We start from the raw sequence: 20,003 nt of genomic DNA, 5'->3' as shown, positions 1-20,003 counted from the left end.
ATATCGAAAGATGGCATTGAATTAATTTCATCGACCGGCGTTTTGCCTGGTAGACCACGAAATGGCCCCCTCTCCACCACCGTGGAGAAGGGGCCACTTTCCGGAGTACGTCAGCAGCCGGGGAGGCGCTCGATCAGGTAGCGCTCGACCTGGTCCAGGGAGACCCGCTCCTGAGCCATGGTGTCCCGGTTGCGCACCGTCACGGCGTTGTCGTCCAGGGTGTCGAAGTCGACTGTCACACAGAACGGGGTGCCGATCTCGTCCTGCCGACGGTAGCGGCGGCCGATCGCCTGCGAGTCGTCGAACTCCACCACCCAACGCTTGCGCAGCAGCGTCGCCAGGTCCTTGGCCTTCGGCGACAGCGCCTCGTTGCGCGACAGCGGCAGCACCGCGACCTTGACCGGGGCCAGCCGCGGGTCGAACCGCATCACGGTGCGCTTGTCCACGCCACCCTTGGTGTTCGGTGCCTCGTCCTCGTCGTACGCCTCCAGCAGGAAGGCGAGCACCGCGCGGGTCAGACCCGCGGCCGGCTCGATGACGTACGGCATCCAGCGCTCACTCTTGGTCTGGTCGAAGTACGACAGGTCGACGCCGGAGTGCTTGCTGTGCGTGGAGAGGTCGAAGTCGGTGCGGTTGGCGACACCCTCCAACTCGGCGAACTCGGTGCCGCCGAACTGGAAGCGGTACTCGATGTCGACAGTGCGCTTCGAGTAGTGGGAGAGCTTCTCCTTGGGGTGCTCGTACAGGCGCAGATTGTCCGCCGACAGGCCGAGATCGAGATACCAGTTCCAGCGCTCCTGGAGCCAGTACTCGTGCCACTGCTCGTCGGTGCCCGGCTCGACGAAGAACTCCATCTCCATCTGCTCGAACTCGCGGGTCCGGAAGATGAAGTTGCCTGGGGTGATCTCGTTGCGGAACGACTTGCCGGTCTGCGCGATGCCGAACGGCGGCTTCTTGCGGGCGACCGTCTCGACGTTCTTGTAGTTGACGAAGATGCCCTGGGCGGTTTCCGGGCGCAGGTAGTGCAGCCCCTCGTCGCTCTCCACCGGGCCCAGGTAGGTCTTCATCAGGCCGTTGAACATCTTCGGCTCGGTGAAGGTGCCCTTGTTGCCGCAGTTGGGGCAGTTGAGCTCGGCGAGCGAGACCGGCGGCTTGCCGTGCTTGGCCTCGTACGCCTCCTCCAGGTGGTCCGCCCGGAACCGCTTGTGGCAGAACTGGCACTCGGTGAGCGGGTCGACGAACTCGGCGATGTGGCCGGACGCCTCCCACACCTTGCGGGCCAGGATCACCGCGGAGTCCAGGCCGACGACGTCGTCGCGCTGCTGGACCATGGTCTTCCACCACTGCCGGCGGACGTTCTCCTTGAGTTCCACGCCGAGCGGGCCATAATCCCACGCCGATCGGGTGCCCCCATAGATCTCGCTGGAGGGGAAGACGAAGCCTCGTCGCTTGGCGAGGCTGACGACGGCGTCGATACGGTCGGCTGGCATGTTTCCTCCTACGCCGGCTGGCGGTCGGCGGGGGCGAGATGTGGATGGATCGGTCGGTTCGGGACAACGGTACGACCACCGTCGCCCTGAGCCCAGCAGAATACCGGGGGCGGGTCAGCTGACCCCGCAGACCTCCACGCCACCAGTCTGGCCGTCGCGCCCCAGGATGACCTGCTGCTGCTCCCGGCCACCGCCGTCGAGCGTCACGTCGACCGGCATGGTCAGGTTGATGGTGTCCACCTCACCCAACCGGAACGCGGCCACCTGCGGTTCGGCGGCGGCACGCCGTTCGAACTCGGGCTGGGACTCGCGCTGCTGCGCGTCGTCGCAGAGCTGCTCGTACGCCCGCCCGTAGTTCCGCTCGACAAGCGCCTGGTAGTAGTCGCCGGTCACGGTGCGGGCCTGCTCCCGGACCGCCTGCACGCCGGTGACGAACAGGCCGACGACGGCGCTGCCGCCCCCGCCGCAGCAGAGCACCACGGCGAGCGCGCCGACGCCGAGGCCGATCCAGAGCCGGGTCCGGCGCCCCTCGGTGGGCGGCGCGGCGAACGGCGGAGCCACCCCGGGACCGGGTGGCGGGGCGGGTGCGGTCATAGGAGCAGCGTAGTGTCCGCCGGCTCAGCGGTAAGGACCCGCAGCCCGATCACTCTCGGCGACGACCACGGCCCCGCCGGGGGCTGCGGTGGCCAGCGCCTCGTACGCGGAGGGCTCGTCGACCGACTCGGCGAGCAGCGGTACGGCGCTGACCTTGACCTCGAAGGCGCCCAGTGCCCGGCGGTAGGTGCCGACCGACTTCCACTCGGTGACCAGCGACCAGTACCGGGGGTCGTCGAGCGCCCGGACCAGTTGACCGCGCAGGTAGCCGGGGCAGGCGGCCAGTGCGGTGAGGGCGGCGTGCGCCCGTTCGGTGAAGTCGTCGGCGACATCGACGTCGACCACGAACCGGTTGGTCACCAGCAACGGGTGTCCCTCCTCGTAGAGTCTGTGGGATGCAGCGTACGCAGCGCCCTCTGTTGGCCCGGTTGGCCGGGGCCAACCCGACGTCGGTGTTCCTGATCACCCTGGTGGTGGTGCTGGTGGCGTTCTTCACGCCGGGGGTGATCGGCGGGCTGCTGACGCTCGCGCTGGCCGCCGTGCTGATCGCCCTGTTGGCGACGACCTGGGCGGTTCAGGCGCCACAGACCCGGCTGATTCGACTGGTGATGCTCACGCTGCTGGTGACGGTGGGCCTCGCGAAGCTGCTCTGACATGCAATCATGCGTTTTTGACAATCATTATCGTTGCCACGGACAGTTGGCGTCATGAGCAACCGCACCACGTCCCGTGTCCTGGCCGCCGTCACCGCCCTCCTCACCCTGGGGGCCGGGGCCGCCTGCTCCACCAGCGCCGGCGGCGCCGACCCCCAACGAGTCGACGTGGTGGCCGCGTTCTACCCCCTCCAGTTCCTGGCCGAGCGGATCGGCGGCGACGCGGTCCGGGTGACCAACCTGGCCAAGCCCGGCGCCGAGCCGCACGACCTGGAGCTCAACCCGAGCCAGGTCGGCCAGGTCAGCGAGGCCGAGCTGATCGTCTACCTCAAGGGTTTCCAGCCGGCGGTGGACGACGCCGTCGCCCAGAACGGCGGCGATCGGGCGTTCGACGTGACAAGCGTGCAACCGCTGTTGGACGCGACCGCCGGCGGGCACAACCACGAGGGCGAGGAGGGGCACGCCGGGGAGGGCAACGGCGGCAAGGACCCGCACGTCTGGCTCGACCCGACCCGGCTCGCCGGCATCGGTGACCAGCTCGCCCAGCGGCTCGGCAAGGCCGACCCGGACCGCGCCGCCGACTACACCGCCCGCGCCGCCACGCTGCGCGCCGACCTGACGGCCCTGGACGGCGAGTTCAAGCACGGCCTGGCGACCTGCCAGCGGCGGGAGATCGTGACCAGCCACGCCGCGTTCGGCTACCTCGCCGACCGCTACCAGCTCGAACAGGTCGGCATCACCGGGCTGAGCCCGGACGTCGAGCCCTCGCCGCAGCGGCTCGCGCAGGTGATCGAGGAGGCGAAGGAGCACCACGCCACCACGATCTTCTTCGAGACCCTGGTCAGCCCGAAGGTCGCCGAGACCATCGCCGGTCAGGTCGGCGCGAAGACTGCCGTACTGGACCCGATCGAAGGACTCGCAGCCGGCAGTAACGGGGACTACCTTTCGGTGATGCGTACCAACCTGCGGACCCTGCAGACGGCCTTGGGCTGCTCGTGACCTCACCTGTCATCACCGTCGAGCACGGGGTGGTCGGCTACGACGGCCGCCCCGTGCTCCGGGACATCTCGCTCACCGTGACCGCCGGCGAGGTGGTCGCGGTGCTCGGCGCCAACGGCTCCGGCAAGTCCACCCTGATCCGCGCCGTGCTCGGGCTGGTGCCGTTCAGCGCCGGCTCGGTCACCCTCTTCGACCGGCCGTTGCGCCGGTTCCGGCAGTGGGAGCGCATCGGGTACGTTCCGCAGCGGCTGGGTGCCGGCGGCGGCGTGCCCGCGACCGTCCGTGAGGTGGTGGCGTCCGGGCGGCTGGCCCGCCGGGGGGTGCTCCGCCCGCCGGGTCGCGCCGACCGGGCCGCCGTCGACGCCGCGCTGCTCGCGGTCGGGCTCGCCGACCGGGCCGGCGACCCGGTGGCCACGCTCTCCGGCGGCCAGCAGCAACGCACCCTGATCGCCCGCGCCCTGGCCGGCCACCCGGAGCTGCTGGTCCTCGACGAGCCCACCGCGGGGGTGGACGCGGCCAGCCAGGAGGCATTCGCCGACGCGCTGCGCGACTTCGTCGCCGGCGGCGGGACGGTGCTGCTCGTCGCCCACGAGCTGGGCCCACTGCGACCGGTGATCAGTCGGGCGGTGGTCGTCCACGAGGGCCGCATCGCCCACGACGGCGCGGTGCCGGACCCGGCCGGCCACCACGCGGAGCCGGACCACGACCACGTGCACCCGCACTGCTACGACGAGCCCGCCGGGCTGTGGAGCAACTGACCCATGGGACTCTTCCAGTACTCCTACATGCAGCATGCCCTGATCGGCGCGCTGGTGATCGGCCTGGCCGCGCCGGCGCTCGGCATCTACCTGGTGCAGCGCCGGCTGGCGCTGATCGGCGACGGTGTCGGGCACGTCGCCCTGACCGGCGTCGGGGCGGGCCTGCTGCTCAACCGCTCACCGGTGCTGGTCGCGGTGCTCGTCGCCACCGCCGGCGCGATCGCCATCGAGGTGGTCCGCGCCCGTGGGCGTACCTCCGGTGACCTGGCCCTGGCCCTGCTCTTCTACGGCGGCATCGCGGGCGGCGTGTTGCTGGTCGGCCTCTCCGACGCGACGAGCGCGAACCTCAACGCCTACCTGTTCGGGTCGCTGATCACCACCTCCCTCGCCGACGTGATCACCATCGCGGTGCTCGGCGCGGCGATCCTGGTCACGATGATCGCGCTGCGCCCGGCCCTCTTCGCGGTCAGCCACGACGAGGAGTACGCCCGGGTCTCCGGCCTGCCGGTGCGTACGCTGAACCTGCTGATCGCGGTGGCCACCGCGATCACCGTGACCATCGCGATGCGGGCCGTCGGGGTGCTGTTGATCAGCGCGTTGATGGTGGTGCCGGTCGCCACCGCCCAGCAGGTCACCCGGGGTTTCCGCAGCACCATGACCGCGGCGATGGCGCTCGGGTTCTTCGCCGCCGGCTCCGGTGTCTGGGTGGCGGCCACGGCGGACACCGCGCCGGGTGCCTCGGTGGTGCTCGTCGCGATCGCCTCCTTCCTGGTGGTCGCCGTCGCCGGTGGGGTCTGGCGGACACTGCGCCGGCGGTCGACGCCGGCCGCCGCGCCAACGGCCGAACCTCACGAGGTCGTGCTGGGCCGATCCTGAGCGGGGCGCTGGCGCTGGTATTGGTTACCGTTGCAGGATGACCAGCGCAACGGGCTACGAGGGGTTCGACGGGGCCAGCGAGTTGCTCCGCGCCCTGTCGGCGCCCATCCGGCTGGCCATCGTCAGTGAGCTGGCCAGCGGTGAGCGGTGCGTGCACGAGCTGGTGGACAAACTCGGTGCCGCGCAACCGCTGGTCTCCCAGCACCTGCGGGTGCTGCGCGGCGCTGGTGTGGTGCGGGGTTCCCGCCGCGGTCGCGAGATCGCCTACAGCCTGGTCGACGAGCACGTCGCGCACATCGTGGCGGACGCGGTCAGCCACGCCGGGGAGGGATCATGAGCGAGAGCGGCACTGCGGTGCGCAACACCCGACAGCGTTCGGCGGTGAGTGCGCTGCTGGCCGAGATGGAGGGCTTCCACAGCGCCCAGGACCTGCACGCGATGCTGCGCCAGCGCGGCGAGCGGGTCGGCCTGACCACCGTCTACCGCACCCTGCAGGGGCTGGCCGACGCGGGCGAGATCGACGTGATGCGGCCGCCGGGCGGCGAGCACCTCTACCGCCGGTGCAGCGAGGGGCACCATCACCACCTGGTCTGCCGGGCCTGCGGGCGCACCGTCGAGGTGGCCGGGCCCGCCGTGGAGAGCTGGGCCGACCGGGTCGCCGCGCAGCACGGCTACGCCGACGTCAGCCACACCCTGGAAATCTTCGGCACCTGCCCCACCTGCGTCCGCTGACTGTCGATCCGACCGTGCCGTCAGCGCTCGGTTCGTGACACGCTGTCCGGCGTGAAAATCTATGCCGATCGGTTCCCGACCGCCGCCCGTCAGTTGCTCACCGACCTGCTCGTCGTCGCCTGGGTGTACGCGGCGGTCCGCGGCGCGCTGTGGCTGCACGACCTGGTGCAGAAGCTCGCCGTACCGGGGCAGAAATTGGAGGGCGCCGGTAGCGGGCTCGCCGACAACCTCGCCGACGCCGGCGGCAAGGTTCGCCGGGTGCCACTGGTCGGCGACGAGCTGACCGCGCCCTTCCAACAGGCCGCCAACGCTGCCCGAGGGCTCGCCGACGCCGGCCGCGACCAGCAGCACCTGGTCGATCAGCTCGCCCTCGCCCTCACCATCGCGGTGCTGATCTTCCCGCTCGGCCTGGTGCTGTTCGGTTGGCTGCCGCTGCGGCTGCGCTGGATGCGTCGGGCCGGGTCGGCCGCGAAGCTGGCCGCCGGGCCGGCCGGCCGGGACCTGCTCGCCCTGCGCGCGTTGGCCACCCAGCCGCTGGGCCGGCTGACCCAGGTCGGGCCCGACGTGGCCGAGGCGTGGCGGCGCGGCGACGACGCGACAGTCGACGCGCTGGCCGCGCTGGAGTTGCGCCACCTCGGCCTGCGCGGCCGGACCCGCTGACCCCGACTTCCCCGCGACCACCGCTCGCACCGGCGACCCGCGGATGCCGCCGACCACCGCTCGCACCGTGATCAAGTGATGAAAAGTAGGTCAGAAGCAGCCCGGGGACCTACTTTTCATCACCTGATCATGGCATCGGCGGTGCCGACCACCGCGCCACCTCGGACCGCGCGGTCGAGAGACCGTTAAGGTCTTCGAGTGTTCTACTTCCTGGTCGTCATCGCCGTCCTGCTGCTCGGCTACGCCGCCGTCCTGGTGTCCTTCGTCCGCCGGGGCAAGAAGATCCCGCCCGCGGCGTACCTGGGTCTGGCGGCGGTCAACGGCCTGATCCTGGCGGCAGTGCTGGCCTGGGCGATCAGCCGCTGACCCGCGCCGTCGCCCGCCGACCCGCGCCGCGGCCCGCCGCACCCACACCGCGGCCCGCCGCACCCGCACCGTGGCCCGCTGCACCTGCGCCGGCCGCCGTCGAGCCGGCTCGGCTCGACGTGGCGCCCGGCGGCGCGCGCGGGTCAGGGCTTTGGCGGGATGCGGCGGCGGACGTCCTTGGCGGTGGACGGGCCGGGCGACCAGCGGGCCACCCAGGGCAGTTCGTCGGACGGAGTGATCACGCCCTCCTCCAGGCCCGCGTAGCGGCCGGCGAGGATGCGCTTCGCGGCGGCGGTGTCGACCGAGTCGGTGTTGTCCCACAGGGCGTTGAACAGGGCGTCCACCCGCACCCGCGCCTGCCGGCAGAACAGGTCGGCCAGCTCGACATTTTCCGGGCGGCTGCCCCGCTCGGCGTTGGCCCGGACGCAGACCGCGGACATCGCGAACAACTCGGCGCCGATGTCCACCACGCGGCCGAGGAACGCCTGCTTACGTTCCATCTTTCCCTGCCAGCGGGACATCGCGTAGAACGTCGACCGGGCCAGCTTGCGCGACGACCGCTCCACCTGGCGCAGGTGCGCGGCGAGCGGCCCGAACTCGGCGTACGCCGATGGGCTCTGCCCCCGGCCGACGGCCAGGGTGGGCAGCCACCTCGCGTAGAAGGCACCGGCTCGGGCGCCGGCGCGTGCCTTGCGGCCCAGGCCCGCGTCCGGGTCGATGATGTCGCCGGCCACCGACAGGTGGGCGTCGACCGCCTCCCGCGCGATCAGCAGGTGCATGATCTCGGTGGAGCCCTCGAAGATCCGGTTGATGCGCAGGTCGCGGAGCACCTGCTCGACGTTGGCCGGGCGTTCGCCCCGGGCGGCCAGCGAGTCGGCCGTCTCGTAGCCGCGCCCACCCCGGATCTGGACCAGCTCGTCGCCGATCTTCCAGGCCATCTCGCTGGCGTACAGCTTGACCAGCGCGGCCTCGATCCGGATGTCGTTGTGGTCGTCGTCGGCGAGCAGGCAGCAGAGGTCGAGCATGGTCTCCATGCCGTACGTGGTGGCGGCGATGAAGGAGAGCTTCTGCGCGACCGCCTCGTGCTCGCCTACCGGCCGGCCCCACTGGACCCGGTCGGCGGCCCAGCCCCGGGCCACGTTCAACGCCCACTTGCCGGCGCCCACGCACATCGCCGGCAGCGACAGGCGACCGGTGTTGAGGGTGGTCAGGGCGATCTTCAGCCCCTTGCCCTCGCCACCGATGACGTTCTCGGCGGGCACGAACACGTCGTGGAACCGGGTGAGGCTGTTTTCCAGGCCGCGCAGGCCGACGAACTCGTTGCGCCGTTCGACGGTGATGCCGGCGCTGTCGCCGTCCACCACGAACGCGGTGATGCCGCCCCGCCGCCCCTCGGCGGCCGGCACCCGGGCCATCACCACCAGCAGGGTGGCCACGATGCCGTTGGTGGCCCAGAGCTTCACCCCGTTGAGCCGGTAGCCGGTGCCGTCCTCGGTCGGCTCGGCGGTGGTGGCCAGCCGGGCCGGGTCGGAGCCGACGTCTGGTTCGGTGAGCAGGAACGCGGACACCTCGCCGGCGGCGAGCCGGGGCAGGAAGCGCTGCTTCTGCTCGGCGGTGCCGAACATCTTCAGCGGCTGCGGCACCCCGATCGACTGGTGCGCGGAGAGCAGCGCGCCGATGGCCGGGCTGACCGAGCCGGCCAGCATCAGCGCCCGGCAGTAGTGCAGGTTGCTCAGCCCCAGCCCGCCGTACTTCCGGTCGATCTTCATGCCGAACGCGCCGAGGTCGGCCAGGCCGTGGAACACCGAGTCCGGAATGGACGCGTCGCGCTCGATGGCGGCCCCGTCCACCTCGGCGGCCAGGAAGGCGCGGAACCGACCAAGGAACTCCTCGGCGCGCGCCACGTCGTCCGGATCGGATCGGGGCCACGGGTCGATCAGGTCGAGTCGGAAGCGGCCGAGGAACAGTTCCTTGCCGAAGCTGGGCCGGTCCCAGGTGGACTCGCGGGCGGCCTCGGCGACCTGCCGGGCCTCCTTCTCCGAGACCTGCCCGGCCTCCGTGGGCAACGGGGCCGCGGCACCGGCGGTGCTGGGTGCGGCGTCGGAATCGGGGCCGTCCGGTGCTGGTCGGCCGTCCTGCGTCGTGGTCACGGCTGCCCCCTCGAACCTCGGTGCGGCTGCGTCGACATGCGCGATTGTCGTCACGCTACCCCCGGTTGTTACCCGGGGGTAGCCATCGGTGGAGATCTGTCAGATCAGCGGCCGGCGATCTCGTCCGGGTCGTCGTCCTCGTCGTCGATGTCGTCCTCACCCCAGTTGCGGCGAGCGAACGGCAGGGCGGCCCAGAAGGTGACGAACCAGAGCCCGGTCAGCGCGCTGAGCACGAAGGCGATCGGCCGGTCCAGCACGAAGTCGGTGATCAGCAGCACCGCGCTGACCATCGCGATCAGCATGAAGGCGAGACCACCGGTGGCCATCCGGTGTGCGAAGCGCACCAACTCCGGCTTGCGCCCCTGCCGGAACAGCGCCCGGTGGAACGCCACCGGCGAGATGATCATCGCGGTCGCGGCGGCCGCGGCGAGCAGCGCGACGATGTAGACGTCCCGCTGGAACTCCGTGGTCTCGGTGAACCCGTTACTGAACGGCAGGGTGAGCAGGAAGGCGAAGAGGATCTGCACGCCCGTCTGTGCGACCCGCAACTCCTGCAACAGGTCGGCGAAATTGCGCTGCCAACGCTGCTTCTCGGTCTCCTTGGACACGCGCTACCTCCGCTGCGACGCTACTGCCGGCGGTCCCGGCCGCCGGCAGCAACGCCAATGCCCCACCCGGGCGAGCGTGAAACGGGTTCACGACATCCGTCGTTCACCTTCCGGACGCACCTCGGCCATCAGCACCGCGTCAGGACCCGCGCCGGATTCGACCGGCGTACCGGACCTCCAACTCCGTGTTGTGCGCGTCGCCGTCGGGGATGTTCGCCGACAGGTAGACCGGTGGCCGCTCCCCCGCCGCCAGCAGCCGCGCCACCACCTCCACCGTGACCTGCTGGGCCAGCAGCGCGGCGGTGATCGACGAGACCGCGCCGACCGCGCCGCCGCCGGGCAGCGGCAGCGTCGCGTCACCGTACGGCGCACCGTTGTCGAGCACGACGTCCGCGAGGTCGGCCAGCTTGCGCCCGGACGGGTGGCGGGAGGTCATCCGACCCGAGTGCTGCGCCGAGGTGATCGCCACCAGGGCGTGGCCGCGTTCCTTGACAAGCGTGGCGAACTCCACCATCGCGCCGTTGACCCCGGAGTTCGAGGCGAGCACGAAGACGTCGGCGGGCCGCACCGGAGCCAGCTCGTAGAGCCGGTGGGCCACCGCCGGGTCCCGCTCCAGCAACGGACCGAGCCGTTCGGCCGGCTCGCCGCCGAGCAGCACCAGGTCACGCAGCGCGATCCGGTTGGTCGGCACCAGCCCACCCGCCCGGCCGGCGATCTCCATGGCGAGGGCCTCGGAGTGTCCGGTGCCGAACGCGTGCACCACCCCGTCGGCGCGTACGGCGTCGGCGATCAGGTCGGCGGCCCGCCCCACCGCCTCCCGCTGGCTGGCGGCCACCCGACCGATCGTCTCGGTCACCACGGCCAGGTAGGCCTCGGCACTCACCGTCATGCGTCCTCCGTCGTCCGATTACGGTCCAGCCAGCGCACCCCGAAGTCGACAGCCGCCCGCTGGCGCATCAACCTGCCGGTTCCGGTGCCGACCGGTCCGCTGCGCACCGCCCCGGTGGCCTCCAGGTCCGCGCCCAACGCGTCGAAGTCGTCCGCGTCGAGCCGTACGTCCTGCCACCACACCCATTCCCGACCGCCGTCGCCGGTCCGCACCGCCGCGCCGACCCGCTCGCGGGGCGAACCCGGGCAGCGGTACTCGGCCAGGTGCAGCGAGGTGCTCACCGAGTGGTCCACGCCGAGCAGCAGGACGTCGGCGTCCAGGTCGTAGAGCCGGGCCAGTGGCGAGCCCTCGCCGAGCATGTCGGCCAGGCGGTGCCCGGCCACCACCTGCTCGGCGGCCGGGCCGAGCGCGGCGAACGACACGTGCGGGTGTGAGCTGCGCAGCGCCCCGGGCCAGCCACGGACCGTCTCGGCGAGCGCGCCCATGAACCGGCTCGGGGTCACCGCCGGGTCGAAGCCCGGCATCTCGGCGCGGATCAGCGGCCACCAGTCCGCCGGCACCGGCGGGTTGCGCCACTGCGCGGGATCGCTGTTGTCGGGCGTGTGGGTGGGCACCACGATGGTGCCGTCCGGGCCGAGCGCGTCACGTAGGGCGAGCACCACGGCGTGCGGTCCGCCGCAGACGAACCCGAGCGGACGCAGCGCGGCGTGCACCAGCAGCGTCGCGCCGGGGCGTACGCCCAGCAGGCGCAGTTGCGCGGCGATCGAGCGCCGGGTGCCCGGCCCGCTGGTACCCGTCGTCACGGTGCCCCTCTCCGACCGACCCGCACGGCTCAGGCCGTTCCGGCGGCCCGGGCCAGGATCGCCTCGGCGAGTGGCCCCGGCGCGGTGTCCGGAATCCAGTGACTCACACCGGTCAACGGCACGAAGCGGTACGCCCCGGTGACGTTCGCCGCGCACGCCTCGGCGGCAGTCCGGCCGATGGCGACGTCCCGGTCACTCCAGACGTAGGTGGTGGGCACCGCGACCGGGCCGACGCCGGCCAGGTCGGCGCGGGACATCGCCCGGTACCAGTTCAGCGCGGCGGTGAGCGCCCCCGGCGCACGCATCGGGGCGGCGTAGCGGTCCACCCGGGGCGCGTCGCCCACCCCGCCGAGCATCTTGCGCAGCGCTGTCGCGTTCCACGCCAGCAGCACCCTCTCCGCGGTCCTTGGCTTACGGAACAACGTGATGTACGACGAGCGGGCCTTCTGCTGACCGTCGTTGGCCAGGGCGTACGCCATGGCGGCCGGATGCGGCACGGACACCGCGGTCAGCGTGCGGACCCGGTCGGGGTGCCCGGCGGCGACGGCCCAGGCCACGACCGCGCCCCAGTCGTGGCCGACCAGGTGGACGGTGTCCAGCCCCAGGGCGTCGAGCACCGCCACCACGTCGGCGACCAGCTCGGGGATCCGGTAGTCGGCAACCGCCGTCGGCCGCGCGCCGGGCGAGTAGCCGCGCTGGTCCAGCGCGTACGTGCGCAGCCCGGCCTCGTGCAGCGCGGGCACCACGTCGTCCCATTCGCCGCGGTGTTGGGGAAAGCCGTGCAGCAGCAGGACGGGTACGCCGTCCGACGGACCGCCGGCGGTTACCTCGAACGTGAGACCTCGCGCGTCGACCCGCATGATCGTCAGCCTACCCAGCCGGCGTACCGCTGGCCGAACGCCGAGACGGACGGAAGCCCTGCTAGGCCGGCACCCCTGGTCGGTGTTAGCGTCGACGAGACAACTTCACATCCGACAGGGGAGCGCACAGCGCTGAGAGTGCGGGCACGCCCGCAGACCCTCGAACCTGATCTGGGTAATGCCAGCGCAGGGAGTTCGGTCGACCTCCAGCCGCGCCGCCGTCCGGTGCCACCGGGCGTGCGGCGTGCGTCTTCTCCTGGTTCGCAGTCAGAACTGGGAGCAACACATGACATCCACCACCGACACGGGCCGCTGGCGGACCATCGACATCGTGGTCGCCTCGGTGATCGCGGTCGCCTTCGGCGTCATCTTCTGGGCCTGGGGCCTGGTCTGGAGCGCCACCGAGGGTGCCTTCACCTTCTTCCCGCCGGCGCAGGCGCTGCTCTACGGCGTCTGGCTGATGCCGGCCGTGATCGGCGGCCTGGTCATCCGCAAGCCCGGCGCCGCGCTCTACTGCGAGACGGTGGCCGCGGTCCTCTCTGCGCTGCTGGGCAGCCAGTGGGCCGGCACGGTTATCCCGCAGGGCATCGTGCAGGGCATCGGCGCCGAGCTGGCGTTCGCCGCGTTCCGCTACCGGTCGTACCGGCTGCCGACCGCGCTGCTGGCCGGCGCGCTGACCGGTCTCAGCGCCGCGCTGTTCGACTTCTTCGTCTGGAACGCCGACTACGCGTTCGCCGACTACCGCCTCCCGTACGCGCTGATCACCATCGTCAGCGCCACCGTGATCGCCGGTGCCGGCGGTTGGCTGCTGACCGAGTCCCTGGCCAGAACCGGAGTCCTGGACCGCTTCCCGGTAGGCCGGAACCGAGCACTGATCTGACCCCACCCACTCGGGCCGATCATGAGGTGGACGGGCGGATGGATCTTCAGAACCACCCGTCAACCTCATGATCAACCGGGCAGGGTGAGGGGCGGCAGGCTGGGAGGGGGTGGGTTTGGTGGGCGGGGTACTGCTGCGGGGGTTCGGGTGGCGGCACGCTGGGCGGCGCGCCTGGGCTCTGCGCGGGGTTGATCTGCGGGTCGAGGCTGGGGAGCGGGTTCTGCTGCTCGGGCCCTCCGGGGCCGGTAAGAGCACCCTGCTCAGCGCGCTGGCCGGGCTGCTCCCCGAGGACTCCGGCGAGCAGGAGGGCACCGTCGAGATCGACGGACTCGACCCGCGCAAGGGGCGGGAACGCGTCGGCATCGTCTTCCAGGACCCGGAAACCCAACTGGTGATGGCGCGCTGCGGCGACGACGTCGCGTTCGGGCTGGAGAACCGCGGCGTACCGACCGACGAGATCTGGCCCCGGGTGGACGAGGCGCTGCGCCGCGTCGGCTTCCCGTACCCCCGGGACCGCCCCACCGCCGCGCTCTCCGGCGGCGAACAGCAACGCCTCGCCCTGGCCGGCGCACTGGCACTGCGTCCGGAACTGCTGCTGCTCGACGAGCCGACCGCCAACCTCGACCCGGCCGGGGCCGACCTGATCCGACAGGCGGTGGCCGGCGCGCTGGACGCCGACACCACGCTGATCCTGGTCGAGCACCGGATCGCCGAGGCGCTGCCGCTCGTCGACCGGGTGGTCGTCCTGGAACCTGGCGGCGGGGTCCGCGCCGACGGCACACCCGAGGCCGTCTTCGCCGCCCACGGTGCCACGCTCGCCGCCGAGGGGGTCTGGGTGCCCGGTCACCCCATCGCGCCCCGGCCAGCCACCGCCGCGCCCGGGGACCTGTTGCTCACCGCCGACCGGCTCGGCCTGCCGCCCCGGCTGGGCTCCACCGACCTGGCGGTACGCGCCGGCGAGGCACTCGCCGTACGCGGACCCAACGGCGCCGGCAAGTCCACCCTGGCGTTGCTGCTCGGCGGGCTGCTCCGGCCGGGCGTCGGACGGGTCACCGCATCCGTCGAGTTGGCCGGCACCGACCACCGCACTCCCCCGCACCGCTGGTCGGCCCCCGCACTGGCCCGGCGGATCGGGTCGGTCTTCCAGGATCCGGAGCACCAGTTCGTCACCAGCACCGTCTTCGACGAGCTGGCGCTCGGCCCCCGCCGGACCGGTCAACCTGAGGCGGCCGTCAAGGAGACCGTGTCCGCGCTGCTGGAACGGCTGCGCCTGGGCCGCCTCGCGGCTGCCAACCCGTACACCCTCTCCGGTGGTGAGGCGCGGCGGCTGAGTGTGGCGACCGCCCTGGCCACCGCGCCCCGCCTGCTGATCTGCGACGAACCCACCTTCGGCCAGGACCGGCGGACCTGGCGGGAGTTGGTCGACCTCTTCGCCGACCTGCGCGACGCCGGGCACGGCGTGGTCGCGGTCACCCATGACGCGGACTTCGTGGCCGCGCTCGCCGACCGCACCGTCACCCTGCACCGGGCCGCGGCCGGCGCCGTCCCCGCCGACCCGGCAGGTGATCGGCCAGGTCGGCCGGCGGGCCAGCCTGGCCGGGACGACGTCCGATGATCAGCATCGAGCCGGTCGCCGCGCCCGACGCGCCGTTGGCCCGCCGCAACCCGGTGGCGAAGGTCGCCGCCGCGCTGGTCTTCTCGTTCACCCTGCTGGCCACCCTGGACCCCCTCGCCCCGGCGATCGCCATCGCGCTCGAACTCGCCGTGCTGCCGCTGTTCGGCATCGGCTACCGGGTGCTGGCCCGACGGGCCTGGCCACTGCTCCTCAGTGCCGCCGGCATCCTGGTCACCCTGGTGCTCTTCGCCGCCGACCGGTCCGGCCGGGTCCTCCTGGACGCGGGACCGATCCTGGTGACCACCGGCGTGCTGCTCACCGCCCTCGGCCTGGTGCTACGGGTCTTCGCGGTGGCCCTGCCCGGCGTGATCGTCTTCGCGACCACCGACCCCACCGACCTGGCCGACGCGTTGGTCCAGAACGTGAAGGCACCGGCCCGGTTCGCCATCGGGGCACTGGCCGCGTTCCGTCTGGTGCCGCTGCTCGGTCAGGAGTGGCAGATGATCAGCATGGCCCGACGCGCACGCGGCGTCGACGCGGGCCGCAACCCGGTGGCGAAGCTGCGACTGTTCGCCTCCACCGCGTTCGCGCTGCTGGTCGGGGCGATCCGCCGGGGCACCAGGCTCGCGGTGGCGATGGACGCCCGTGGCTTCGACGCCGGCACACCCCGCACCGTCGCCCGCCGTCAGCACTTCACCCGCGCCGACGCGCTCCTCATCGCCGGGGCGGTAGTGCTGGCCGGCGCCGCCCTCACGACAAGCATCATCGCAGGCACCTTCCGCCCCTTGATCAGCTAAACCCCAGCCGCCGCGCCCACGCAGCACCCTCGCCGATCTTGCGGTTTCTGTCGCCGTTCCGTCCTGGTGTGCCAGTTTCGTGAGGACAGAAAGTGCAAGATCGCGGGGCGAGGTGGGCCGCAGGCGGCTCGATCAGCTACGGCGGAAGGCGTAGCGGCGGGTCTGGCCAGCTTGCTGGCTGCGTCCGCCGCCGGAGCGGTTGCCACCACCCTGCGGCGGGCCGGCCGTCGGTGCCTTCGGTCGCCCGGTCGACTTCGGCAGATCTCCCACCGCCGGCGCGTCGACAACCGCCGGCACATCGACCGCCGCCGGCACATCGACCGCTGCCGGCCCGGCGACCGGAACAGCCAACTCGTCCAGGACAGCCGCCGGCAGCGCCGGCCCGGCCAGCACCGTCGGCCCGGCCAGCACCGTCGGCCCGGCCAGCACCGTCGGCCCGGCCAGCACCGTCGGCCCGGCCAGCACGTCCGGGACAGCCGCCGGCCCGGCCAGCGCCGGTTCCGCCGGCAGGGGCGGTTCGAGCGCGAGGTTCAGGTCGGGGAGGGTGGGTGGGAGCGGGCCGGGGCCGGCCGCCGGGTCGATGCCGAGCGGCGTCGCTTTCGGGGTACGGAACTTCTTCGGGTTACGCCTCGCAGGCATCCTGACCTCCGTCAATGCCGACCGGCACGGCCGGCCCCGCGCTGCGGCGGTCGGTCGGATCGGCTGGTGACCGCCATTGCGCGGCGGTCGAAGGGAGAAGGGACTGCTCACCGGGGCCAGGCAGGGCCAGCGCCGCCGAACGGCGGGGAGGAGATGCGGGACGCCCGGGAGCGCACGGACCGCGACGCGGGACGGCGGGCCGGCTCGGAAAGTGGGGCGTCAGTTACGCATGGCCGTACCCTAGCCACCGCCCGACCGGACGCGCATCCGTTTTTACTGGCACGATCGGCACATGCTTATCGCGTTCTCGATCACCCCGCTCGGCGGTGACGACTCCGTGGGCGACCTGGTCGCCGAGGCGGTGCGGGTGGTCCGTGCCTCCGGCCTTCCCAACCGGACCGATGCCATGTTCACCACCGTCGAGGGCGAGTGGGACGAGGTGATGGCGGTGGTGAAACGGGCGGTCGACGTGGTCGCCGCGCAGGCGCCCCGGGTGAGCGTGGTGCTCAAGGCCGACGTCCGGCCCGGGGTCACCGACGCGCTCAACGGGAAGATCGCCCGGATCGAAGCCCGCCTCGCCGAAGGCTGACGCGCGCGGCGCGGGTTGGCGACAGGTTTCCCGGTACGGCCTACCGGCTCCACTGCGGAGCGCCCAGGCCACCATTCGCAACGCGCATGTTGTTCGCAGAAACGGGAGGTGGATCACTGGTCCATATCGGCTCACATCGCGGTAAGTTTCCAAACGCTGATAGTGGTGACGAGAGGTGGCGGCACGAATGGCTGAGCAGGCGAGGGCGCAGATCGGTGTGACCGGGTTGGCGGTGATGGGCCGGAATCTGGCCCGCAACCTGGCCCGCAACGGCTTCACGGTGGCGGTGCACAACCGGACGCCCGCGCGCACCCGGAGCCTGGTCGCCGAGCATGGCGACGAGGGCACGTTCGTGCCCGGTGAGACGATGGCCGACTTCGTGGCGTCACTGGAACGCCCCCGCGCGGTGATCGTCATGGTCAAGGCGGGTGCGCCCACCGACGCGGTGATCGACGAGTTGGTGCCGCTGCTGGAAGAGGGCGACATCATCGTCGACTGCGGCAACGCCCACTTCGCCGACACCCGCCGCCGGGAGGAGGCGCTGCGCGCGCAGGGGCTGCACTTCAGCGGCACCGGCGTCTCCGGTGGCGAGGAGGGCGCGCTGCTCGGGCCGAGCATCATGCCCGGCGGTTCCGCCGAGTCGTACGCCAAGCTCGGACCGATGTTCGAGAAGATCGCCGCCCAGGTGGACGGCGTGTCGTGCTGCACCCATGTCGGGCCGGACGGCGCCGGGCACTTCGTCAAGATGGTGCACAACGGCATCGAGTACGCCGACATGCAGCTCATCGCCGAGGCGTACGACCTGCTTCGGGCCGGTCTGGGCGCGAAGCCGGCGGAGATCGCGGAGATTTTCCGCGACTGGAACAACGGCGAGTTGGAGTCGTTCCTCATCGAGATCACCGCCGATGTGCTCGCGCACACCGACGCGGCGACCGGCCGCCCCTTCGTGGACATCGTGCAGGACCGGGCCGAGCAGAAGGGCACCGGCCGGTGGACCGTGCAGAGTGCCCTGGATCTGGGCATCCCGATCACCGGAATCGCCGAGGCGACCTTCGCCCGCTCGCTCTCCGGGCACGTCGACCAGCGCGAGGCCGCTCGCCGGGCGTTCCCGGACGCGGGTGAGAAGTGGCAGGTCACCGACCGGGACGCGTTCGTCGAGGACGTCCGCCGGGCGCTGCTCGCTTCAAAGATCGTCGCGTACGCGCAGGGCTTCGACCACATCCGCGCCGGCAGCCAGGAGTACGACTGGGACATCAACCTCGGCGGCACGGCGACGATCTGGCGGGGCGGCTGCATCATCCGGGCCCGCTTCCTCGACCGCATCCGCGAGGCGTACGACGAGAAGCCGGACCTGCCGACGCTGCTGGTGGCGCCCTACTTCGCCGAGGCGGTCGCCGCTGGCGTGCCGAGTTGGCGGCGGGTGGTGGCCGACGCGACCCGGGCCGGTGTGCCGACCCCGGCGTTCTCGTCGTCGTTGGCGTACTTCGACGCGCTGCGCGCCGAGCGCCTGCCCGCCGCGTTGATCCAGGGTCTGCGGGACAACTTCGGCGCGCACACCTACCAGCGGGTCGACCGCGAGGGCTCGTTCCACACCACCTGGGCCGGTGACCGCGCCGAGTCCCCGGCGTAGTCGGCGCGGCGCCCCGCGGCGCCGTGATCGTGCTCGATCCATGATGTAGTGGCCTTCCGCCCTCGGAAGGCCACTACATCCATGTTCGGGTGAGATCGTGGGGGCAGGGCGGTGCGCGCTCATGCGGCAGGGCGGTGCGCGCCTCCCGGCCGGGCAACGGTCAGGCGACGGTGGCGTGCATCTCCCAGACCAGGATCTCGGCCGGTTCGTCGGCGGTGACCCGGCGGCCTCCGGTCCTGGTGAGCCGGACCGCGTCGCCGGTGCCGAGCGGGCCGCTGCCCTCCAGGGTCACCGTGCCGTTGGGCACGTACAGGTGCACGAAGGGTGCGTCGGGGATGGTGACCTCGTCGCCGGGGGCGAGACGGGCGGCGTGCAGGGTGGCGTACCGGTTGCGGATCCGGATCGCGGACGCACCGTCGTAGCGGTCCATTCCGGAGGCGATCGGCACCAGGCCGCCGCGGAGGAGTTCGTCCTCGATCTCCAGTTGCTCGTAGCCGGGGTCGACGCCCTGCTCGTCGGGGAGCACCCACATCTGCACGAAGTGGACCGGGTCGGTGTGCGGCTCCTGGTTGTCGAGTCGCCAGGCGTCGTTCTTCTCCGAGTGCAGGATGCCGGTGCCGGCGCTCATTCGCTGGGCCAGGCCCGGGTAGATCACCCCGGAGTGCCCGGTGGAGTCCTGGTGCACCAGGGAGCCGCGCAGCACCCAGGTGATGATCTCCATGTCCTGGTGCGGGTGGGTTTCGAAGCCAGCCCCCGGGCGTACCACGTCGTCGTTGTTGACCAGCAGCAGACCGTGGTGGGTGTTGGCCGGGTCGTAGTGCCGGGAGAACGAGAACGAGTGCTTGGAGTCCAGCCAGGAGATCCGGGTGGCGAAGCGGTCATCGGCGCGACGCACGTCGACGGCGGGAGCGGGCGCGGTCACCAGGCACGCTGCCCGGCGTCGGGGGTCGACGGCGCCCAGGTCAGGGCCGGCTCGCCGGTGGCCAGCTCGGCGATCTCACCGGTGCGGATCTGCGGTGTGTGACCGAACTCGGCGCAGTGCTGCTCGGCGATCTCGGCACAGATGTCGGCCACCTGTTCGCAGATCGGGTCGCCCAGATCGGCCGCGTTCAACGCCATGATCATCTTGAACCGAAGATCCCGCACATCCACCCCAAACGCCGTAAACCCGCCAGCTTCGGACCCTACCCGCCCCGCTTCCGGAAGACGCCGAAACAACAGCCGGTCCCCCGGCCGAAAGCCCTCCACCCCGGCCGCGTCGATCATGCACTTGTGGTGCCGCACAAAAGTCGGGAAAGCGCCGGAACCGCCCACCACAACTCCATGATCGGCCCGGCGTGTACGACAGAGTCACGGAGGCTGATCCGGACGAACCGGGGTTGGATGCTCTAGCGCATTTCCGGTCGGATGACCTT

General features: G+C 71.8%; 24 protein-coding genes and 1 riboswitch. Of the genes, 13 read left to right on the top strand and 11 right to left on the bottom strand.

From position 1 onward, the window contains the following. Positions 1–110: 110 nt before the first annotated feature. The 3 genes from AB0B14_RS13515 to AB0B14_RS13505 all read right to left on the bottom strand — a co-directional run bounded on the left by AB0B14_RS13515 (position 111) and on the right by AB0B14_RS13505 (position 2,450). The gene (locus AB0B14_RS13515) at positions 111–1,490 is read right to left on the bottom strand and encodes a glycine--tRNA ligase (protein WP_357077200.1); all 1,380 of its coding nucleotides are present in this window, start codon (positions 1,488–1,490) and stop codon (positions 111–113) included. A 114-nt stretch (positions 1,491–1,604) separates the two neighbouring features. Beyond that, positions 1,605–2,084, bottom strand: coding sequence for a hypothetical protein (locus AB0B14_RS13510; protein WP_357077199.1), 480 nt, complete (start codon positions 2,082–2,084; stop codon positions 1,605–1,607). A 24-nt stretch (positions 2,085–2,108) separates the two neighbouring features. Further along, the gene (locus AB0B14_RS13505; RefSeq protein WP_357522588.1) at positions 2,109–2,450 is read right to left on the bottom strand and encodes an antibiotic biosynthesis monooxygenase; all 342 of its coding nucleotides are present in this window, start codon (positions 2,448–2,450) and stop codon (positions 2,109–2,111) included. Between the two features lie 29 nt (positions 2,451–2,479). Here AB0B14_RS13505 and AB0B14_RS13500 point away from each other — a divergent pair, with 29 nt between their 5' ends. The 8 genes from AB0B14_RS13500 (at position 2,480) to AB0B14_RS13465 (ending at position 7,128) form a co-directional block, all read left to right on the top strand. Further along, complete coding sequence (locus AB0B14_RS13500) at positions 2,480–2,737, top strand: hypothetical protein (RefSeq protein WP_357077194.1); 258 nt, start codon at positions 2,480–2,482, stop codon at positions 2,735–2,737. Between the two features lie 54 nt (positions 2,738–2,791). After that, positions 2,792–3,736, top strand: a complete 945-nt coding sequence (locus AB0B14_RS13495) for a metal ABC transporter substrate-binding protein (protein ID WP_357522587.1) — start codon at positions 2,792–2,794, stop codon at positions 3,734–3,736. Further along, positions 3,733–4,494 carry a metal ABC transporter ATP-binding protein gene (locus AB0B14_RS13490; protein WP_357077188.1) on the top strand — a complete coding sequence of 254 codons (762 nt, stop codon included), beginning with the start codon at positions 3,733–3,735 and terminating at the stop codon, positions 4,492–4,494. Before AB0B14_RS13495 ends, AB0B14_RS13490 begins: the two co-directional genes overlap by 4 nt. 3 nt (positions 4,495–4,497) lie before the next feature. Next, on the top strand, positions 4,498–5,370 hold the full coding sequence (locus AB0B14_RS13485; RefSeq protein WP_357522586.1) for a metal ABC transporter permease: 873 nt from the start codon (positions 4,498–4,500) through the stop codon (positions 5,368–5,370). Between the two features lie 37 nt (positions 5,371–5,407). After that, on the top strand, positions 5,408–5,707 hold the full coding sequence (locus AB0B14_RS13480; RefSeq protein WP_355030824.1) for a metalloregulator ArsR/SmtB family transcription factor: 300 nt from the start codon (positions 5,408–5,410) through the stop codon (positions 5,705–5,707). Further along, positions 5,704–6,102, top strand: coding sequence for a Fur family transcriptional regulator (locus tag AB0B14_RS13475; RefSeq protein ID WP_357522585.1), 399 nt, complete (start codon positions 5,704–5,706; stop codon positions 6,100–6,102). The genes AB0B14_RS13480 and AB0B14_RS13475 overlap by 4 nt, the downstream gene beginning before the upstream one ends. 51 nt (positions 6,103–6,153) lie before the next feature. Beyond that, positions 6,154–6,762, top strand: a complete 609-nt coding sequence (locus AB0B14_RS13470; protein ID WP_357077176.1) for a hypothetical protein — start codon at positions 6,154–6,156, stop codon at positions 6,760–6,762. Between the two features lie 198 nt (positions 6,763–6,960). Continuing rightward, complete coding sequence (locus AB0B14_RS13465) at positions 6,961–7,128, top strand: hypothetical protein (RefSeq protein WP_357077173.1); 168 nt, start codon at positions 6,961–6,963, stop codon at positions 7,126–7,128. Between the two features lie 143 nt (positions 7,129–7,271). Here the strand turns inward: AB0B14_RS13465 and AB0B14_RS13460 are convergent, their stop codons facing one another. The 5 genes from AB0B14_RS13460 to AB0B14_RS13440 form a co-directional block, all read right to left on the bottom strand. Further along, positions 7,272–9,278, bottom strand: a complete 2,007-nt coding sequence (locus AB0B14_RS13460) for an acyl-CoA dehydrogenase family protein (RefSeq protein WP_357522584.1) — start codon at positions 9,276–9,278, stop codon at positions 7,272–7,274. Positions 9,279–9,382: 104 nt separating this feature from the next. Further along, the gene (locus AB0B14_RS13455) at positions 9,383–9,886 is read right to left on the bottom strand and encodes a DUF6328 family protein (RefSeq protein ID WP_357522583.1); all 504 of its coding nucleotides are present in this window, start codon (positions 9,884–9,886) and stop codon (positions 9,383–9,385) included. 139 nt (positions 9,887–10,025) lie between these two features. After that, positions 10,026–10,775, bottom strand: a complete 750-nt coding sequence (locus tag AB0B14_RS13450) for an SIS domain-containing protein (RefSeq protein ID WP_357522582.1) — start codon at positions 10,773–10,775, stop codon at positions 10,026–10,028. Beyond that, positions 10,772–11,578: an AAC(3) family N-acetyltransferase gene (locus tag AB0B14_RS13445; protein ID WP_357522581.1), complete on the bottom strand. Its 807-nt coding sequence runs from the start codon at positions 11,576–11,578 to the stop codon at positions 10,772–10,774. The genes AB0B14_RS13450 and AB0B14_RS13445 overlap by 4 nt, the downstream gene beginning before the upstream one ends. A 29-nt stretch (positions 11,579–11,607) precedes the next feature. Next, complete coding sequence (locus AB0B14_RS13440) at positions 11,608–12,438, bottom strand: alpha/beta fold hydrolase (RefSeq protein WP_357522580.1); 831 nt, start codon at positions 12,436–12,438, stop codon at positions 11,608–11,610. A 106-nt stretch (positions 12,439–12,544) separates the two neighbouring features. Next, positions 12,545–12,649: riboswitch (TPP riboswitch) on the top strand. Between the two features lie 75 nt (positions 12,650–12,724). On the opposite strand from AB0B14_RS13440, the gene AB0B14_RS13435 reads away from it, so the two are divergent. The 3 genes from AB0B14_RS13435 (at position 12,725) to AB0B14_RS13425 (ending at position 15,730) form a co-directional block, all read left to right on the top strand. Continuing rightward, positions 12,725–13,318: an ECF transporter S component gene (locus tag AB0B14_RS13435; RefSeq protein WP_357522579.1), complete on the top strand. Its 594-nt coding sequence runs from the start codon at positions 12,725–12,727 to the stop codon at positions 13,316–13,318. Positions 13,319–13,436: 118 nt separating this feature from the next. Further along, positions 13,437–14,933, top strand: coding sequence for an ABC transporter ATP-binding protein (locus AB0B14_RS13430; RefSeq protein ID WP_357522578.1), 1,497 nt, complete (start codon positions 13,437–13,439; stop codon positions 14,931–14,933). Continuing rightward, the gene (locus tag AB0B14_RS13425) at positions 14,930–15,730 is read left to right on the top strand and encodes an energy-coupling factor transporter transmembrane component T (RefSeq protein WP_357077149.1); all 801 of its coding nucleotides are present in this window, start codon (positions 14,930–14,932) and stop codon (positions 15,728–15,730) included. Before AB0B14_RS13430 ends, AB0B14_RS13425 begins: the two co-directional genes overlap by 4 nt. 132 nt (positions 15,731–15,862) lie before the next feature. Here AB0B14_RS13425 and AB0B14_RS13420 read toward each other — a convergent pair whose 3' ends face one another. Continuing rightward, on the bottom strand, positions 15,863–16,369 hold the full coding sequence (locus tag AB0B14_RS13420) for a hypothetical protein (protein WP_357522577.1): 507 nt from the start codon (positions 16,367–16,369) through the stop codon (positions 15,863–15,865). Between the two features lie 292 nt (positions 16,370–16,661). On the opposite strand from AB0B14_RS13420, the gene AB0B14_RS13415 reads away from it, so the two are divergent. Continuing rightward, entirely contained in the window at positions 16,662–16,958 is a 297-nt protein-coding gene (locus AB0B14_RS13415) for a thiamine-binding protein (RefSeq protein ID WP_357077142.1), read from the top strand. Positions 16,959–17,145: 187 nt separating this feature from the next. Next, positions 17,146–18,588, top strand: a complete 1,443-nt coding sequence (gene gndA / locus AB0B14_RS13410) for an NADP-dependent phosphogluconate dehydrogenase (protein ID WP_357077139.1) — start codon at positions 17,146–17,148, stop codon at positions 18,586–18,588. Between the two features lie 160 nt (positions 18,589–18,748). Here gndA and AB0B14_RS13405 read toward each other — a convergent pair whose 3' ends face one another. Both AB0B14_RS13405 and AB0B14_RS13400 read right to left on the bottom strand, forming a co-directional pair. Continuing rightward, a complete protein-coding gene (locus tag AB0B14_RS13405) occupies positions 18,749–19,510 on the bottom strand; it encodes a pirin family protein (RefSeq protein ID WP_357077136.1) in 762 nt (253 codons plus the stop codon). Beyond that, entirely contained in the window at positions 19,507–19,854 is a 348-nt protein-coding gene (locus AB0B14_RS13400; protein WP_357522576.1) for a hypothetical protein, read from the bottom strand. Before AB0B14_RS13400 ends, AB0B14_RS13405 begins: the two co-directional genes overlap by 4 nt. Between the last annotated feature and the right edge of the window lie 149 nt (positions 19,855–20,003).

This window comes from Micromonospora sp. NPDC049171 (assembly GCF_040648275.1).
GTDB lineage: Bacteria > Actinomycetota > Actinomycetes > Mycobacteriales > Micromonosporaceae > Micromonospora.
Note: the sequence above shows the minus strand (reverse complement) of the source record. Positions and strands in the feature narration are given on the sequence as shown.

Coding starts and splice junctions, on each gene's coding strand:
- AB0B14_RS13515 (WP_357077200.1), bottom strand. CDS start 1,490: ATGCCAGCCGACCGTATCGACGCCGTCGTCAGCCTCGCCAAGCGACGA.
- AB0B14_RS13475 (WP_357522585.1), top strand. CDS start 5,704: ATGAGCGAGAGCGGCACTGCGGTGCGCAACACCCGACAGCGTTCGGCG.
- AB0B14_RS13400 (WP_357522576.1), bottom strand. CDS start 19,854: ATGATCGACGCGGCCGGGGTGGAGGGCTTTCGGCCGGGGGACCGGCTG.
- AB0B14_RS13450 (WP_357522582.1), bottom strand. CDS start 10,775: ATGACGGTGAGTGCCGAGGCCTACCTGGCCGTGGTGACCGAGACGATC.
- AB0B14_RS13440 (WP_357522580.1), bottom strand. CDS start 12,438: ATGCGGGTCGACGCGCGAGGTCTCACGTTCGAGGTAACCGCCGGCGGT.
- AB0B14_RS13425 (WP_357077149.1), top strand. CDS start 14,930: ATGATCAGCATCGAGCCGGTCGCCGCGCCCGACGCGCCGTTGGCCCGC.
- AB0B14_RS13420 (WP_357522577.1), bottom strand. CDS start 16,369: ATGCCTGCGAGGCGTAACCCGAAGAAGTTCCGTACCCCGAAAGCGACG.
- AB0B14_RS13485 (WP_357522586.1), top strand. CDS start 4,498: ATGGGACTCTTCCAGTACTCCTACATGCAGCATGCCCTGATCGGCGCG.
- gndA (WP_357077139.1), top strand. CDS start 17,146: ATGGCTGAGCAGGCGAGGGCGCAGATCGGTGTGACCGGGTTGGCGGTG.
- AB0B14_RS13495 (WP_357522587.1), top strand. CDS start 2,792: ATGAGCAACCGCACCACGTCCCGTGTCCTGGCCGCCGTCACCGCCCTC.
- AB0B14_RS13435 (WP_357522579.1), top strand. CDS start 12,725: ATGACATCCACCACCGACACGGGCCGCTGGCGGACCATCGACATCGTG.
- AB0B14_RS13480 (WP_355030824.1), top strand. CDS start 5,408: ATGACCAGCGCAACGGGCTACGAGGGGTTCGACGGGGCCAGCGAGTTG.
- AB0B14_RS13500 (WP_357077194.1), top strand. CDS start 2,480: ATGCAGCGTACGCAGCGCCCTCTGTTGGCCCGGTTGGCCGGGGCCAAC.
- AB0B14_RS13415 (WP_357077142.1), top strand. CDS start 16,662: ATGCTTATCGCGTTCTCGATCACCCCGCTCGGCGGTGACGACTCCGTG.
- AB0B14_RS13510 (WP_357077199.1), bottom strand. CDS start 2,084: ATGACCGCACCCGCCCCGCCACCCGGTCCCGGGGTGGCTCCGCCGTTC.